Origin of the sequence: Nocardia sp. NPDC059229 (assembly GCF_042754165.1) — a bacterium.
Lineage (GTDB): Bacteria > Actinomycetota > Actinomycetes > Mycobacteriales > Mycobacteriaceae > Nocardia.
On sequence record NZ_JBHZAK010000021.1, the window covers coordinates 1 to 14,222 of the forward strand.

13 protein-coding genes are annotated in these 14,222 nt (G+C 67.9%); 8 read left to right on the forward strand and 5 right to left on the reverse strand.

Annotation, left to right across the window (positions count from 1 at the left end; all coding sequences use genetic code 11):
* Nucleotides 1-119 precede the first annotated feature (119 nt).
* Nucleotides 120-1,265 carry a methyltransferase gene (locus ACFXHE_RS35015; RefSeq protein ID WP_379388948.1) on the reverse strand — a complete coding sequence of 382 codons (1,146 nt, stop codon included), beginning with the start codon at nucleotides 1,263-1,265 and terminating at the stop codon, nucleotides 120-122.
* A gap of 284 nt (nucleotides 1,266-1,549) precedes the next feature.
* Here ACFXHE_RS35015 and ACFXHE_RS35020 point away from each other — a divergent pair, with 284 nt between their 5' ends.
* From ACFXHE_RS35020 to ACFXHE_RS35030, 3 genes are all read left to right on the forward strand, one after another.
* Nucleotides 1,550-2,404 carry a hypothetical protein gene (locus tag ACFXHE_RS35020; protein ID WP_379388949.1) on the forward strand — a complete coding sequence of 285 codons (855 nt, stop codon included), beginning with the start codon at nucleotides 1,550-1,552 and terminating at the stop codon, nucleotides 2,402-2,404.
* A gap of 100 nt (nucleotides 2,405-2,504) precedes the next feature.
* Entirely contained in the window at nucleotides 2,505-3,095 is a 591-nt protein-coding gene (locus tag ACFXHE_RS35025; protein ID WP_379388950.1) for a TetR/AcrR family transcriptional regulator, read from the forward strand.
* A gap of 83 nt (nucleotides 3,096-3,178) precedes the next feature.
* Nucleotides 3,179-4,378: a cytochrome P450 gene (locus ACFXHE_RS35030; RefSeq protein WP_379388951.1), complete on the forward strand. Its 1,200-nt coding sequence runs from the start codon at nucleotides 3,179-3,181 to the stop codon at nucleotides 4,376-4,378.
* 46 nt (nucleotides 4,379-4,424) lie between these two features.
* Here the strand turns inward: ACFXHE_RS35030 and bioB are convergent, their stop codons facing one another.
* Nucleotides 4,425-5,489: a biotin synthase BioB gene (gene bioB, locus ACFXHE_RS35035; protein WP_364624651.1), complete on the reverse strand. Its 1,065-nt coding sequence runs from the start codon at nucleotides 5,487-5,489 to the stop codon at nucleotides 4,425-4,427.
* A gap of 186 nt (nucleotides 5,490-5,675) precedes the next feature.
* Here bioB and ACFXHE_RS35040 point away from each other — a divergent pair, with 186 nt between their 5' ends.
* Nucleotides 5,676-6,983 (forward strand): PucR family transcriptional regulator, encoded by a 1,308-nt coding sequence (locus ACFXHE_RS35040; protein WP_379388952.1) that lies wholly within the window; start codon nucleotides 5,676-5,678, stop codon nucleotides 6,981-6,983.
* Here the strand turns inward: ACFXHE_RS35040 and ACFXHE_RS35045 are convergent.
* Entirely contained in the window at nucleotides 6,926-7,930 is a 1,005-nt protein-coding gene (locus tag ACFXHE_RS35045) for an alpha/beta hydrolase (RefSeq protein WP_379389055.1), read from the reverse strand. The genes ACFXHE_RS35040 and ACFXHE_RS35045 overlap by 58 nt on opposite strands.
* A 284-nt stretch (nucleotides 7,931-8,214) precedes the next feature.
* Here ACFXHE_RS35045 and ACFXHE_RS35050 point away from each other — a divergent pair, with 284 nt between their 5' ends.
* Nucleotides 8,215-9,639 (forward strand): condensation domain-containing protein, encoded by a 1,425-nt coding sequence (locus ACFXHE_RS35050; RefSeq protein WP_379388953.1) that lies wholly within the window; start codon nucleotides 8,215-8,217, stop codon nucleotides 9,637-9,639.
* Nucleotides 9,636-11,486 (forward strand): MFS transporter, encoded by a 1,851-nt coding sequence (locus tag ACFXHE_RS35055; protein WP_379388954.1) that lies wholly within the window; start codon nucleotides 9,636-9,638, stop codon nucleotides 11,484-11,486. The genes ACFXHE_RS35050 and ACFXHE_RS35055 overlap by 4 nt, the downstream gene beginning before the upstream one ends.
* A gap of 12 nt (nucleotides 11,487-11,498) precedes the next feature.
* Here the strand turns inward: ACFXHE_RS35055 and ACFXHE_RS35060 are convergent, their stop codons facing one another.
* Nucleotides 11,499-11,729, reverse strand: coding sequence for a hypothetical protein (locus ACFXHE_RS35060; protein WP_379388955.1), 231 nt, complete (start codon nucleotides 11,727-11,729; stop codon nucleotides 11,499-11,501).
* A gap of 341 nt (nucleotides 11,730-12,070) precedes the next feature.
* On the opposite strand from ACFXHE_RS35060, the gene ACFXHE_RS35065 reads away from it, so the two are divergent.
* Both ACFXHE_RS35065 and ACFXHE_RS35070 read left to right on the forward strand, forming a co-directional pair.
* Nucleotides 12,071-12,946: a 3-hydroxyacyl-CoA dehydrogenase family protein gene (locus ACFXHE_RS35065; protein ID WP_379388956.1), complete on the forward strand. Its 876-nt coding sequence runs from the start codon at nucleotides 12,071-12,073 to the stop codon at nucleotides 12,944-12,946.
* Between the two features lie 16 nt (nucleotides 12,947-12,962).
* Nucleotides 12,963-13,862 (forward strand): hypothetical protein, encoded by a 900-nt coding sequence (locus ACFXHE_RS35070; protein ID WP_379388957.1) that lies wholly within the window; start codon nucleotides 12,963-12,965, stop codon nucleotides 13,860-13,862.
* Here ACFXHE_RS35070 and ACFXHE_RS35075 read toward each other — a convergent pair.
* A complete protein-coding gene (locus tag ACFXHE_RS35075; protein ID WP_379388958.1) occupies nucleotides 13,748-14,161 on the reverse strand; it encodes an ArsR/SmtB family transcription factor in 414 nt (137 codons plus the stop codon). The genes ACFXHE_RS35070 and ACFXHE_RS35075 overlap by 115 nt on opposite strands.
* Between the last annotated feature and the right edge of the window lie 61 nt (nucleotides 14,162-14,222).

Below are 14,222 nucleotides of genomic sequence, written 5' to 3' on the forward strand. Positions count from 1 at the left end.
GGCGCGTGGGGGGGGGGGGGCGAGCCCGCGCGGGCGGGGGGCGGGGCTGGGTTCCTGGTGTTCGCGGGGGGGTGGGGGCGCGCGGGGGGGGCCCCCCCCCCCCCCACCGCTCGGACCGATCAGTCGTTTGGCACCAGTCGCCACAATGAGGTGACCTCACCCCGCCGGGCCTCGTAGAGAGGATCGCTGCTGTCCGACGCTCGCGGATGCCGCGGAGGTGTGTCGTACCGGGCTGCCACCCGCAGCCCGGAGGCGGCGATGCGGGCACGGAACTCGTCCCGGCTTCGCAATTCGAGGCGTTCGGCGAGGTCGGAGAGGATCAGCCAGCCCTCACCGTGCGGGGCGAGGTGGTGGCGCAATCCGTCCAGGAAGCGGTGCAGCACAGTCGATCCGGGGTCGTAGATGCCGAGCTCCAGCGCCGAGTTCGGGTGCGCCGGCAGCCAGGGCGGGTTGCAGACGATCAGGTCCGCACGACCCTCGGGCCACAGATCGGCCTGCCCGACCCGAACCAGGCCGGTGAGGCCGAGGCGGTCCAGGTTCGCCTCGGCACAGGCCACCGCGCGAGGATTGATGTCGGTGGCGGTCACTCGCGCACCGCGCCGGGCCAGGACCGCGGCGAGCACCCCGGTCCCCGTGCCGAGATCGAATACGGAGGGCCGTTGCGCATTCGCCGGTAACGGCGCGCCGGCGACGAGATCGACGTACTCGCCGCGAATCGGGGAGAACACGCCGTAGTCAGGATGGATGCGCGCCCCCAGGGCGGGAATCTCGACACCGTTCCGATGCCACTGATGGGCGCTGAGCACCCCGAGCAGCTCGGTCAGCGACACGCACATCCGCTGGATATCGGGGCAATTCGGGCGCACCGACGCGTAAGCGTGTTCGCACGCCGACCGAACATGGGGTGCGCGCCGTAGCTCGAGAGAGTAACCGGGTTCGAGCACGATCAGCAGCCTGCCCAGTATCTCGGCGCGCTCGGCCTGCGCGGCACGCTGCTGATGGAACACCGCTGCCGGACTGATTTCGCGCCCAATCGGTCGCGCAAATCGCCGCAGACGACGGTCGAGGGCTCGCAGCAACTGGCGAGCATTGTGAAAATCCCCGCGCCACACCAGGCCCTTGCCCGCCCGCGCGAGGCGGTGGGCGGTCTGCGCGGTCATGTGGTCGTCGGCGACGACGATGCGGGCCGGGGCCGGAGCCCCGTTCTCGGAATGCCAGTGGGCGGTGTGGACCGATCGATTCTCGGTCCAGCTGAGGGTGGACATGACGAACTCCTGCGGAAACGAAGGTGCCTGGGGCCGGCGACGCTTCGAGGCAGGAGTCCGGAGAGCGACTTTCCGTCAGAACAAAGGCAATTCGGACCGTTCCCGCTGCGAAGCGCAGGAGCGGTTGTCGCCCAGCACCATTCCCATGCCCACGGTCGGTCCCTCCGTCAGATGTCCGTCCCCATGATCGCACACGCTCGGATCGGACGTGTCTCAGCGCCTTCTCAGCGACTCCCGGGCAGACTCCCCTGTGACCGGTAACCGACTGCTCGAAAGGGATCCGCATGTCCGCGGCGCAACCGCATACGAACTACAAGCTCCCCCAGGTAACCGCCCTGTTCTGGGTGCTGAAGATCGCGGCGACCACGCTCGGCGAGACCGGTGGGGATCTGCTGGCCCAAACCCTGAACCTCGGCTATGCGGCGGCGTCGATGCTGTTTCTGGGCATCTTCGCCGTCAGCCTGGTCACCCAGTTGCGGGCCCGCCAGTTCCATCCCGCGCTGTACTGGACCGTGATCGCCGCGACCAGCACCGCCGGCACCACCATCTCCGACTTCCTCAATCGCGGCCCCGGCTCGGGCACCTCCACCGACGACGGCCTGGGCTACGGCGCGGGCGCGGCCGTCCTGATCACTGGCCTGGCCGTCGTCTTCGTCATCTGGAAGCTCAGCGGCCAGACCTACGACGTCACCGGAATCACCAGCACGCGTGGCGAAGTGCTGTACTGGGCGGCCATTCTGCTGTCCAACACACTGGGTACCTCCCTGGGCGACTACCTCTCCGACAGTTCCGGACTCGGCTACGGCGGGGGCGCGCTGCTCATCGCCGCGGTCATGGCCGCCCTGCTTGCCGCCCATTACCTGACCCGGATCTCGGGGGTCCTGCTGTTCTGGCTTGCGTTCATCCTCACCCGTCCGCTCGGTGCGACGGCGGGCGATCTGCTGTCCAAATCGCACGACAAGGGCGGGCTCGGTTTCGGCACCTGGGGCACCACCGCAGTTCTGCTGATCATTCTCATCGCGGGAATCACGTACAGCTACAAGAGAATACGCACCGTCACCGGGCTCCAGCAGGATCGAGTGGACGTAGCCGCCGTCGAAGCGGAGCGCACCGCCGGTGGTCTCCGACGCGAAGGGTGAGACACGGTAGCCCGGCACTGCCGTGCCCGCCGAGTCTATGGTCGCGGCAGGAGCCGACGCCGTACGGGCCGCGCGTCGGCGAGGCGACATCGGAGGGCGAATGGGTACCGGGAGCGAAACCAGCGGACGGCACAAGGATGCCAATGCCACCCGTTCGGCCCTGCTGGCCGCGGCACGGGAGGTGTTCGCCGAGAAGGGGTTCGAGGGCACGACCGTGCGGGAGATCGCAGCGCGGGCCGGAGCGAATCAGGCGCTGCTGTTCCGGTACTTCGGGAACAAGGACGAGCTGTTCCGGGCGGTCGTCGCGGATCGCGGACATCGAGTGCTGTCGGAAGGCCCCGCGGACGAGCTGCTCGGCCGGCTGCTGGCCGGGATGCTGAATACCGCGGCGGATCAACAGCTTTGGCTGCAGGCCGCGCTGCGATCGAGCGGACATGCCAGCGGCGTGTCGGTGATACGGCGGGAGCTGGACGAACGATACGTGCGGGCACTGTCCGAACTCGGCGACGGCCCGGACGCCGAGTTGCGGGCCGATCTGGTGGTGGCCTGGCTGCTGGGCATCGGTCTGCTGCGATCGGTCTATCGCTGGGAGCCGCTGGCGAGCGCCGATCCGGCCGTTGTCGCCGACCACGTCCTGCGTTCGGCGCGCGTCCTGCTGGACCGGGTGAGTACGAATTTCCCTCCGTCATAACGGAAATCGAGCGTTGACGGTTGGGTGGCGCACTCCTACGATCGACCGCTGTAAGCATTTGCTTACACCAGAAGGAGTTTCGCGTGACCACACCTACCGAAGTCCGCCACTATCCGTTCGGCGATCCGGTCCGGCTCGATCCGCATCCGACGGCGTTGAAACTGCTCCGCGAGGAACCGATTTCCCGTGTCCGGCTGCCCTACGGCGGCGAGGCCTGGCTCGTCACCCGCTACGCGGACGTGCGCTCGGTGCTCAGCGATCCCCGGTTCGGCCGCGCCGCCACGGTCGGCCGCGAGGATGTGCCGCGGGTGCGCGAGACGCCGGCCATGCCTAACATTCCGACCAGCATGGACCCGCCGGAGCTGACCCGGCTCCGCAAGCTGACCATGACCGCGTTCACCACCCGTCGCGTGCAGGAGCTGCGCCCGCGCACCGAGGAGATCGTCGAGGACATGCTGACGGCCATGGCCGCGGCCGGCTCACCCGCCGACCTGGTGGAGGCGCTGGCGCTCCCGGTGCCGGTCACCGTCATCTGCGAAATGCTCGGCGTGCCACCGCAGGACCAGCATCGTTTCCGCGACTTCTCCGACGCGATCATGTCGACGACCGCCGTCCCCGACGAGGAGCGGGTGGCCGCGTTGGCCGCCGTCGCCGAATACCTGACCGAGCAGATCGCCGAGCGCCGCGCCGACCCCTCCGATGATCTGCTCGGCGCACTCGTGGCGGCCCGCGACAACGACGACCGGCTCAGCGAGGACGAACTGATCACGCTCGGCCTCACCCTGCTGGTCGCCGGTCACGAGACCACGGCCAATCAGATCGCCAATTTCGTCTACGTCCTGCTCACCGAGGGCGAATGGGACCGCCTGCGTGCGGATCCCGATCTCGTCCCGGCCGCCATCGAGGAGCTGCTCCGCTATATCCAGCTCGGCAATGGCGGCGCGTTCCCGCGCATCGCCGTCGAGGATGTCGAACTGTCGGGCACGCTCATTCGCGCGGGCGAGGCCGTCTTCGTGGATCTGGCGATCGCGAACCGCGACGAGACGGTCTTCCCCGATCCGGACACCATGGACCTGACGCGACATCACAACTCGCACTTGGCCTTCGGCCACGGCTTTCATCACTGCGTGGGCGCGCAACTGGCCCGCCTCGAACTGCACGTGACGCTGACCGCGCTGCTGCGCCGCTTCCCGAACCTGCGCCTGGCGGTTCCGGCCGACGAGGTGGAGTGGAAGACGGGCATGCTGCTGCGCGGCCCGAAAGCGCTTCCGGTCGTCTGGTAGTGCCCGGCCGTGGGCGGCCCCTGCGGCGAGCCGCCCACGGCGAACCCTACGCGTTCGCCGGAAGATCCGTCCCCGCACCACGTTTGCGCACCGCGACCAGGTCGTGGCGCGCCGGCGGCAGGGTCTGCTCCTGCGCGCCCTCGATGGTGAATCCGGCATCGGTGATCATCTGCCGGTCGTCGGCTCCGGGCTGCCCCTCGCTGGTGAGGTAGTCGCCCAGAAAGATCGAATTGGCCAGGTGCAGCGCCAGCGGTTGCAGGCCGCGCAGGTGGAGCTCACGGCCACCGGCCAGCCGCACCTCCACGTCGGGGAAGAAGAAGCGGAACAGCGCCAGGATGCGCAGGCAGCGGTCGGGCGTCAGCTCCCACTGTCCCGCCAGCGGCGTTCCATCGAACGGGATCAGGAAGTTGACCGGCACCGAGTCCGGGTCCAGCGCCCGCAGCGCGAAGGCCAGATCGACGATGTCCTCGTCCGACTCCCCCATGCCGAAAATCGCTCCGGAACACGGAGACAGCCCGGCCGCGCTCGCCCGCAGCACGGTGTCGACGCGATCGTCGAAGGTGTGCGTACTGCAGATGTCGGCATAGCGCGCCTCGGAGGTGTTGAGGTTGTGGCTGTAGGCGTGGGCCCCGGCCGCCGCGAGCCGCTCGGCCTGTCCCTCCCCCAATAGGCCCAGGCACACACAGATCTCCGTCTGCGGATGGTCGGCCGTGATGGCGGCAATGGTCTGCTCGATTCTGGTCAGATCCCGTTCGCCGGGCCCGCGCCCGCTGGCGACCAGGCACACTCGCTTGGCCCCGCCCGCAATCGCCTGCCCGGCGACCCGCGCGGCCTGCTCGGGCGTGATCCAGGAGTACTTCAGCACACCGGATGCCGAGCCCAGCCGCTGCGAGCAGTACCCGCAGTCCTCCGGGCACAGGCCGCTCTTCATATTGACGATCGTGTTGAGTTTGACACGCGCGCCGAAGAATTCGTGTCGCACCCGCGAGCCCGCCGCCACGACATCGATGAGCGGTTGCGCGCCGCTCAGCAACGCCAGCGCCTCCGCCCGGGTCGGGGCTGCTCGGCGTAACGCCTTGTCCACCAACAGATTCAACAGTCCATCAGTCATGCCAAGGCAATCTACCTCGAGCTTGAACAGCGTTCAAGTATTGGTTTGACGTGGACTTTTGTGATAACTAACAGTCCGAGGTGGGTGAAATTTGCCGAATCTTCACAGGCCGAGTGCCCGGACAGCCGGTCCGGATGATCGGTAGCTTCGGGATCGGGAAGCAGGGGGTGCAAGGGAGAAACCGGGATGTCGATGATCGATTCACCGAGTTCGGGCCTGACCATTTCGGGCATGCCGCTGTCGTCGGCGCTGCGGGACGTCCGCGAGCTGTCGCGGCGTATGGTCGGGCATTTCGTGGAGACCGTGGTCCCGTGCGGGACGCTGCCGGGCGACGCGCTGCGCGGGGATGTCACGATCATCACCCGCACCTGCCTCGAGCTGGCGGTCAGCATGCTCGACGGCCGGGACATCCCGGAGAAGACCAAGCGGCTCGAGGACGCCGCGGCGCAGTGGGCCCGCGAGGGCATTCCGATCGACACCATCCATCACGCCATCCACGAGGGCTTCAAGATCGGCCTGGACCTGGTGATGGCCAAGTCCACCAGCAAGTACACGCAGGCGACGGGCGCGACCACGCCCGCGCTCACCGCATCGGACTTCCACGCCATGGTCGGCGGCGCGAAACTGGTGGTGGAGCTGCTGGATCGGATGACGGCGGCCGTCTCGGTCGCATACGTGCGCGAGCTGCGCGCGGTGATCAGCGAGCACCACACCGCCGTGCACACGTTGACCTCGGCGCTGCTCGGCGGCCACAGCACCTCCACCATGGCCCGCGAGTGCGGCATCGAGATCGCGGAATCGTATCGGGTGCTGGCGGTTTCGATTCCGCCGCATCCGGACGAGAAGAACCGGGCGCTCGACAGTCAGGTGGTCGCGCGCCGCAAACTGCGCCGCACACAGGCCGAGCTGGCGACCCGCTACCCGGACAAGGTGCTCTCGCTGCTGAGCGTCGACGGCGGCACCATCCTGATCCCGGAGCACGGGCTGCCCAACGCGGAGCTCGACGAGTTCATCGTCAACCTCTCCCGGGCCGCGCAGGTGCCGATCACGGCGGCGGTCACCCAGGCTGCGCCACAACAGATTCCGGCCGCGACCGAGCAGGCGCACGAGCTGCTCGACATGGTGCAGCGCTTGCAGCTGGTGCGCGGGCTGTACCGCTTCGACGATCTCTCGCTCGAATACCAGCTCACCCGTCCGGGTCCCGGCCGCGATCATCTCGGGACGCTGCTGGATCCGCTGGACGAGTATCCCGAACTGCTGCAGACGCTGCAGCTGCACATCAGCAACAACCTGAACCGTCAGCGCACGGCGCGGACTCTGCACGTGCACACCAATACCGTCGACTACCGGCTGAAACGTATCGGCCAGCTCACCGGATTCGACCCGACCCACACCTCGGGGGTCTGGTATCTGCGCTCGGCCCTGGTGGCCCGTACCTACCGGAGCGCCCGGTCGAACAATGCCCAGGACTTGTGCAGGTCCTCCTGCCAGTAGCCCCAGGAGTGGGTGCCGACGGGACGCAGATCGAAGGTGGCGGGCACGTGCAGGGCGGCCAGCCGGTCGCGCAGGGCGAGGGCGCACTGGTCGGCGACGGCCTCCAGGATCACGCCGGATGTCAACTGCGCCAACAGTTTCAGCGCATTGCCCTGGATTCCGGGCCCGTCGAGGGTGTCGAGCGTGCCCGGGATCCCGGTCCCGGCGGAGACGTAGATCGCGGTGCCGCGCAGGCGATCGGCGTGGAGATAGGGGTCGGTGGCGCTCCACTCCGGGTCGCCGGGCGGACCCCACATATTGGCGACATTGCCGGCCCATCGCGCCACCACGGCGGTGACGAAGGCCTGCCCCTGCGGATCACTGGTGCGCGCGCAGCCGCTGTACGAGCCGATCGCCCTGTAGAGTCCGGGCGCGGCCAGGGCCAATTGGAAGACCGAGGTACCGGCCATCGAAATCCCGGCTATGGCATTGGATCCGGTGCCGCGCAGGGCCGAATCCACGATCGGGGGGAGTTCGGCGGTGAGGAAGGTCATCCAGCGCTGACGGCCGAGCACCGGGTCGTCGGCACGCCAATCGGTGAAGTAGCTCCCGCGACCGCCCAGCGGGATCACGACGGTGACCTGCTCGCCGGCGAAGAAGTCCGCCACATCGGTCTGCTCGAACCAGCTGCTCGCATCGAGTCCGCCATTGGCTCCGTTGAGCAGATACAGCACCGGGGCGGGTGTCGAACCATCCGGTGCGCGAAGCACTTTCAGCGCGATGTCGGTGTCCATCGCCGCCGAGCGCACCCGCAGATCGAGCATCCGGTCCCCGGCCTCGGTGGCATCGACGAGACGGGACCCGTCCGGGGCGGCCACCGCGTTCGCGAGCACATCCGGAGCGGCGATCGGCCCGGTCGGTGCTGCGGTGGCGAGCGCGGTGCTCGGCAGCAGCAGGGCCGACGCCATCATCAGCAGCAACTGTCGTAGGCAGATTCGTCTTCGGCGCGTCCGCCGCCCAGGATGGTCTCTCACGTGTCTCCCCGGCTCGTCCTTGTGACCGGCCACGGTAGGAGTGAACTCTGCTGGGCAGCAATGCCTTTGGACATCCTGGAGCATTGTGGCAGCCGGGCCCGCCGCGGATTGGCACTGTTCACAGGATTCCGCGATCTTCGCGCCGCGGGTACCCGGGATGTCGTTGACTGCGCTGCGACATCAGTTCTCGGGATTTCCCGCTGCGAATCGAGGCACCCGTGGTCGACTTCGGCTTCATCGACGATTGGCATCCCGCTCCGGGCCGGGTCACCGGCTGGACGCTCGCCCCGGAGTCGCACGCGGCCATGCTCACCGCCCCACTCCATCCGGCCCCGCCCTCGTATCAGCAGGAGCAGTACCTGCGGGCCACCCTGCGCAATATCGATGCGGGCGTGCGCGCCTCGCGGTTGTGCATGATCTCCTTCGAGATTCCGGGCCGCCCGGATCTCGCGGCCATGGCACGCACGGTCACCCGGTTCCTGCGCCGGCACGACACCTTCGCCAGCTGGTTCACCCACGAGCCGTGCGGGTCGGTGGTGCGGCGCACCGTCGCCGCCGGGGTGATCACCGTGGTCACGCAGGACTATCGGCACTTCGAGTCCAGTGCGGACATTCGCGAGCACGTACAGTCGCAGGTCCCGAATGCGTTGCACTGGGACTGTTTCGGGTTCGGCGTGATCGAGCACGAGCAGTCCTACACCGTGTTCGCGGCGATCGATCACCTGCATACCGACGGTGTGGCTCAGGCGCTGACCTGCACGGAACTGCTGATGATCTACGGCAGCGAAGTGTCCGGCGGCGGTGTGGAACTCCCGCCCGCGGGCAGCCATATCGCCTATTGCGCCCGGGAGCGGGCCGTCAACAGCGTGCTGCGGGCGGGATCGCGGCAGGTCAGGATGTGGGCGAAGCTGTTGCAGCGCAACGGGGGTGTCATGCCGGCGCTGCCGGTGGATCTGGGCGCCGATGCCGGGCCGGGCTTCCGCCAGGGCGCGCAACTCACCATTCCGCTGTTCGACGCGGACACCGCGGACGGGTTCGAGCAGGCGTGCACCGACCACGGCGGGCGATTCCTCGGCGGCCTGTTCACGGTGCTCGCGCTGACCGAACTCGAATTGGCGGGGCGGGAATGGTATTTCGTGCTCACACCGGTCAATACGCGCACGACTCCGCAGGAGAACATCTCGATCGGCTGGTACACCAACCTCGTCCCGGTCGCCTTCGACCTGGACCCCGACGACAGCTTCACCTCGCTGGTCGGCGCCGCACAGTGGGCCGGAGACACGGCCAAGGAGTTGACCGACGTCTCACCGCACCGGGTGCTCGAGCTCGCCACCCCCGATCTCGGTGTCCACGCCGAGCCCGGCTGGGCGGCGGCCATGCTGTCCTACGTCGACGTGCGCAAGATTCCCGGCGTCGAGATGTTCGACAAGATCAAGGGCGGAATGTTCGGGAACCGGGCCGCCGCCGGCGCGGTCTACCTGTGGGTCAACCGATTCCCCGACGTGACCACCCTCAGCCTGCTCTACCCCGACACCCCCGAGGCTCATGCCTCGATCGATCGCTACGTCAAGACGCTGACCTCGATCGCCTCGGCCGTGGCGACGGACGGCGACTACAGCGTCCGGGTCGATTCCGGGCGATGATCACACCGATCTCGGCAGACGGCAATGACGCCCCGGCCGTCCCCGCCCGCGCGGCGTGGGGAGCGTTCGCGGCGTGCCTGATCGCGGTCTTTCTCCAGATGCTGGATCTGACCGTGGTCAATACGGCACTGCCGGCCCTGGCCCGCGACCTCGGCGCGCCCGGCTTGGCGCAACTGCTGGTCGTCACCGGCTACAGCCTCGCCTTCGCGTGCACCCTGCCCGCCGCCGCCCGGCTGGGCGATATCCACGGCCGCCGAATGCTTTTCCTGGTTTCGATGGCAGGATTCGCCGCCGCGTCGCTGTGGTGCGGCGGCGCCGATCAGGCCGTAGCGCTGATCGCCGGGCGGATCGTCCAGGGGGTGGCCGCAGCCGGGATGGCCGCGCAGACCGTGGCCATCGTCAATGCCGGATTCGAGCCGGATCGCCGAGTGCTGGCCTTCGGAATATACGGCGCCGTAGCGGGATTGGCGGGTCTGGCGGGCCCGCTGATGGGCGGGGCGGTGGTGGCGGCAGATCCGTTCGGGCTGGGATGGCACGCGATCTTCCTGCTCAACGCACCTGCGGGCCTGGCGGCTTTCGCGCTGGCGTATCGCCACTTGCACATCGGTGCGGCGGCTGATCCCGGGCGAGTCGATGTGTCGGGGGTGCTGTTGGCGTCCACGGGGTTGTTGCTGGTGCTGTATCCGGCCACTGTTGGTCGTGAAAGAGGCTGGCCGCCATATCTTCTGGGTCTTCTGGCGGCGGGTTGTGTGGTCTTGGCGGCCTTCGGCTGGCAGCAGCGGCGAGCAGCGGGCACCGGGCTGCTACGGACCTCGATCTTCGCCGACCGGGCCTTCGCAGTCGGCTCGATCCTCTTGCTGGTCTGCTACGGGATCTTCACCGCTTTCCTGTTCGCGGTGTCCGTGGCCGCCCAAACCGGGCTCGGCATGACCGCGCTGCAGACGGCGAAACTCATGGCGCCCTTCGCGCTCGGTGCGGTCCCGGCCGCCGTGACCGCGCCGATCCTGATGGTCCGCATGGGTTCTCGAACCCTCACCGTCGGCATCGTGCTGTTCGGACTGTCGCTGGCGATGATCGCGACCTCGCTCGATCCGGCGCGGGCGAGCATCGACACGCGCATGTTGAGCGGACCGGTGTTCCTGGCCGGGGCGGGCATGGGATGGTTCGCCACACCACTGCCCGCCCTCATGACCGCCCGCGTGACGGCGGAGGAGACCGGCTCGGCCTCGGGCCTGCTGCCGACGATTCAACAGCTCGGCAGCGCCATCGGAGCCGCGGCATTGGGCACGCTGTTCTTCTCCCGGGTCAGCAGCGGGACGGGGGTCCCACAGGGGAAAGCGGTTCTGGCACAGGCGCTTGCCCAGCAGGGCCTGTCTCCGGAGCAGACGGCGGCTTCGGTCGAGGGGTTCGGCGACTGTGTGCGCTCCGCGCTCGCCTCCGCCGCTCCGGCCATGGACCTGACCACCTGCGCGGCGACCGACCCCATCGTCGCTGTCTCGGCGATCCCGGTCCTGTGGTGGCAGTGCGAGCACGGCTGGCCCCAGCTCGCCATGGGAACCGTCGTCGACGCGGAACAGCGCGCGGCCACCGGCGGAGTCGCCGGACTTCCGATCCAGTTCGCGGTGCTCGCGGGAGTGATCGGTGTTCCCTTGGCGCTCACCGGATTCTGGGCGCTGACAACCGCGCCGGACTCGCGGCCCTATCGGTTCGTGGCGATCGCCGCAGGGATCGACATCGTGTTCATTCTCGCTGCGGACGGCCGCACGGCGGGCGACCTGATCGTCTTCGTCGATTCCGATCTGGTCGCCCCCAGCCCGGACCAGCTCGCGGGTTCGTTCCTGACGTGATACCGGACTGTCTCAGCGCCAGGCGGGCCGAAGAGTCGCCGAATGATTCACGGCTCGCCCGCCGCCGCTGGCGGCCGCCACCAGTTTCGGGTCGTGCCGGACGTAGACGTTGTAGTAGCCCAGCGCAACCGCGCCGAACCAGGCCACCAGCAGGTTGCCGATGCCGGGGTTGACGATCGCGAAGGCGAAGAAAGCGATGACGACCACGGCGACGAGGACGCAATCAAGGATCTTGCCGTTCAACCGAATTCTCCTTTTCCAGCCACCTGGCGCGGCCTCACAGGAATCTGAACGTAATACCAGATTATAGAAGAAGTAAAGCGATTCATCGGGAGATGGGGTGACATTCCATGCCAAATCGCTGCACGAGGTGGTAATTCCGTAAAGACACGATCGAAAGGCGAAAGGAAATCGTCAATTTCACCGGGACGCATGTCGGCTACCCGCGCGCTGCTCGGTCGGGCAACCTGACACCGGGTGCTAGGCGGGTCGCTGTACCGGGTAATGGGCAGACCCGGCTACCGTGACATCGATCGATAGCGCGAAACCACAGCTCGGAGATCGCCCAATCCAAGGAGCGAGAGATGGCCGCGATACCGAAGGATTACCGCACCCGGCCGGTCACCGTGATCGGCGCGGGGACGCTGGGTCGGCGCATTGCGCTGATGTTCGCCACGCGGGGCGGCACCGTGCACCTCACCGATCCGAACGGGACGCAGGGGACGCAGGCCGTCGGGTACGCGACCGGCGAATTGCCTGCGGTGGCCGCCCATATCGACGGCGGCACGCCGGGGGTCGTGAGTTATGTGCCGGACCTGGCCGATGCGGTGGCGGAGGCGTGGCTGGTGGTGGAGGCGGTGCCGGAGCGGCTCGATCTCAAGAAGTCGATATTCGGTGAGCTCGACGGACTGTGTGCGGCCGATGCGGTCGTTTCGTCGAATTCGTCGTCGTATGCGAGCAGGCTGTTCACCGAGGGGCTTTCGACCCGCGACCGCATGCTCAACACCCACTTCTATATGCCGCCCGCGTCGACGACGCTCGATGTGATGTCCGATGGCGACACCGCGCCCGAGATCATCGACTTCGTCATGTCGACGTTCCCCGAATACGGTCTGCATCCTTTCCTGTGCCGCAAGGAGAGCACCGGCTTCATCTTCAATCGGATCTGGGCAGCGCTGAAACGCGAATCGCTCGAGGTCGTCTACGAGGGCGTCTCGACCCCGCAGGACGTCGATGCCATGTTCAAGCTGAACTTCGGCACCAAGGCGGGGCCGTTCCGGATGATGGACAGCGTCGGCCTCGATGTGGTGCTCGATATCGAAGAGCATTACGCCCAGGAGAATCCGCATCTGCCCGAGGGCCCACGCGTTCTGCTGAAGCGCTATATCGCCGACGGCAAGCTGGGCGTGAAATCCGGCGCCGGCTTCTACGACGACTACCCCGACCCGAATCGGCAGTGACCCGCAGGAGGCCGCGATGAAACATCTGCTCGCGCTCGACCTCAAAGCCCGTGCCATGCACGCGATCTCGCTCGACGGGGGTGACGTGCGCACCCTGATCACCGGGTTGGACGCCTACCCCGACGGCGTCGCCGTCGATCAGGATCGCGGGCACGTGTACTGGACCAGCATGGGCGCACCCGACATGCGTCCCGGGCCCGGCACGGAACCCGTGTTCTTCCACCGGACCGGCATGCTCGAACGCGCCGACCTCGACGGCGGCAATCGCACGGTGATCGTGCCGCCCGGCGCATTCACCACCGGCAAGCAGCTCACCGCCGATTTCGCCACCGGCCGCCTGTACTGGTGCGACCGCGAGGGCATGCAGGTCCTCACCTGCGATCTCGCCGGGGGCGAGCTGCACCCGCTGGTGGTCACCGGCGCAGGCCCCGAAGACGCTGTGCAGTCCCGGAATTGGCCGGTCGGCATCTGCCTGGACCTCGACCGCCGCCACCTCTACTGGACCCAGAAGGGCGCACCGAAGGCCGGTGAAGGCCGCATCTTCCGCGCGCCACTGGAACTCCCGGCCGGCACCTCCCCGGCGGCCCGCACCGATATCGAGGTGCTCTGGCACGACCTCCCCGAACCGATCGACCTGGCACTGTCCGGCGACGGGAACCTGCTGTGGACCGATCGCGGCGCGGAACCCGCGGGCAATACCCTCAACCGCGCCTCGGTCGACCCGGTTCCGGGTCCGGTGACCGTCCTGTCCAGCGGCTACCGCGAGGCCATCGGCGTGGTGGCGATCAGCGAATCCCGGTTCTACGTCAGCGATCTCGGCGGTGCGATCCGCCTCGTCGACCTCGACGACGGTATCGACACCGAAATCGCCCGCCCCGGTGGCGCACTCACCGGACTGGCACTGGCAGACCTCTGAGGGAGAGACCCGAGCACCGCATCGAGAACGCCGGGGAATCGTTCATCGATGTCGGCCCGGCGCAGGGTCATGTAGCGGGCCTTGCCGTCGACGCGGGTGACGGTGAGGCCGGCCTCGCGCAGGGTGCGCCAATGGTTCGACAGCGTCGATCTCGGGACTACGAGATGATCTGGGCTGCAGGAGATTTCGCCGTGGACGGCCATCAGGCGCACCAGTTCCATCCGGACCGGGTCCCCCAGGGCGTGCAGCACCGTCACCAGGTCCAGGTCCGCGGTATTCGGCTCGGTAAGCGGCGGCATCGGGTTCCTCGTTCGGTTGACATGACCGGGTCACCAGCTTACGTTCGTTTCGTTGATTCGG

Coding starts and splice junctions, on each gene's coding strand:
- ACFXHE_RS35015 (WP_379388948.1), bottom strand. CDS start 1,265: ATGTCCACCCTCAGCTGGACCGAGAATCGATCGGTCCACACCGCCCAC.
- bioB (WP_364624651.1), bottom strand. CDS start 5,489: ATGACTGATGGACTGTTGAATCTGTTGGTGGACAAGGCGTTACGCCGA.
- ACFXHE_RS35025 (WP_379388950.1), top strand. CDS start 2,505: ATGGGTACCGGGAGCGAAACCAGCGGACGGCACAAGGATGCCAATGCC.
- ACFXHE_RS35020 (WP_379388949.1), top strand. CDS start 1,550: ATGTCCGCGGCGCAACCGCATACGAACTACAAGCTCCCCCAGGTAACC.
- ACFXHE_RS35040 (WP_379388952.1), top strand. CDS start 5,676: ATGTCGATGATCGATTCACCGAGTTCGGGCCTGACCATTTCGGGCATG.
- ACFXHE_RS35065 (WP_379388956.1), top strand. CDS start 12,071: ATGGCCGCGATACCGAAGGATTACCGCACCCGGCCGGTCACCGTGATC.
- ACFXHE_RS35075 (WP_379388958.1), bottom strand. CDS start 14,161: ATGCCGCCGCTTACCGAGCCGAATACCGCGGACCTGGACCTGGTGACG.
- ACFXHE_RS35045 (WP_379389055.1), bottom strand. CDS start 7,930: ATGGCGTCGGCCCTGCTGCTGCCGAGCACCGCGCTCGCCACCGCAGCA.
- ACFXHE_RS35070 (WP_379388957.1), top strand. CDS start 12,963: ATGAAACATCTGCTCGCGCTCGACCTCAAAGCCCGTGCCATGCACGCG.
- ACFXHE_RS35055 (WP_379388954.1), top strand. CDS start 9,636: ATGATCACACCGATCTCGGCAGACGGCAATGACGCCCCGGCCGTCCCC.